This is a genomic window from Sphaerochaeta sp. S2 (assembly GCF_016406725.1).
Taxonomy (GTDB): Bacteria; Spirochaetota; Spirochaetia; order Sphaerochaetales; family Sphaerochaetaceae; genus Sphaerochaeta.
The window spans coordinates 1-1,076 of record NZ_JAEKNT010000472.1; the positions used below are offsets into that span (position 1 = coordinate 1).

Below are 1,076 nucleotides of genomic sequence, written 5' to 3' on the forward strand. Positions count from 1 at the left end.
AAACCTGTCGCCGAGGCAATAAAGGACTTCATCCTGTCACAGGATGCTGTAAACGCCGACGAGACACGCTTGCAAGTCCTTGACGAGCCTGGACGTAAGGACACCCTTGATTCCTGGATGTGGGTAATCTGCAGTGCGACCCCTGGCAAGCCTGCTGCCTATTTCCAGTATGATGTATCCCGCTCAAGTGATGTCTTCAAGGGCATCGTGGGCGATTACTCTGGATTCCTGCAGGCTGACTGTTATGTTGGCTACCAGACAAAAAAACAGGACTACCAGTTTACGCTTGCACTCTGCTTAGCTCATTTGAGGAGGCGTTTTATCGATGCCCAGAAGGCTGGGGCCTATCCGGAGGGTTCTCCCGGCTATATCACGCTGGACAGGATCATCACCACCATCGGAAAGATCTACAAGATAGACAAGACCTATCGCCCCCTGTGGCTGGACGACAAGCTGATAAGCGAGCTGGATTTTATCAGCACCAGGAAACGGGAGTCGATCCCCCTGTTTGAGAAGCTGTCCAAATGGATCAGGGGTCGTTACGACCACCATAGGGATGACGAGTTCATCATGGAGGGTATGAACTACTACCTCAACAGTGAGCTGATATTCAGATCTTACCTCGATTGTGCCAACCTTAATCCTGACAATTCGAGAAGCGAACGTATTATTCGCGCATTTTCCACAGTTAGGATGAACGTGCTGTTTGCAGGATGCCCTGAGGGAGCACACACTCTTGCTACTCTAGAGACCATCATACAGACTGCCAACTTATGGGATCTTAACCTCCATGAATATGTTACCTATCTTCTGAAAGTAGTGACAAAGTTACGCAGCTTGAAGGCAAACTCTGTAGACTACGACCAGTTCCTGCCTTGGAACCTGACACCTCAGCTTCGTGAAGAATTGGTAGTACATTCAATGTCCATCAAGAAAAAGAAGTCTGGGTAGGTTAATCCTACCTGATTCAGCCTCTGTCGCTAGACAGGGGCCAGATGTATGCCCTTTTCTATTCAAGGCCCAATATATAGGAATGGGTGGTCATGTTGCTAGGGTGTATTTGGTTTGATGCTCAC

The 1,076-nt window shown here is 48.8% G+C and carries 1 protein-coding gene; it reads left to right on the forward strand.

Going from position 1 to position 1,076, the window contains the following annotated elements:
• On the forward strand, nucleotides 1–951 hold a 951-nt coding region (locus JF818_RS13695), incomplete at its 5' end, for a transposase (protein ID WP_198892540.1).
• Nucleotides 952–1,076 lie beyond the last annotated feature (125 nt).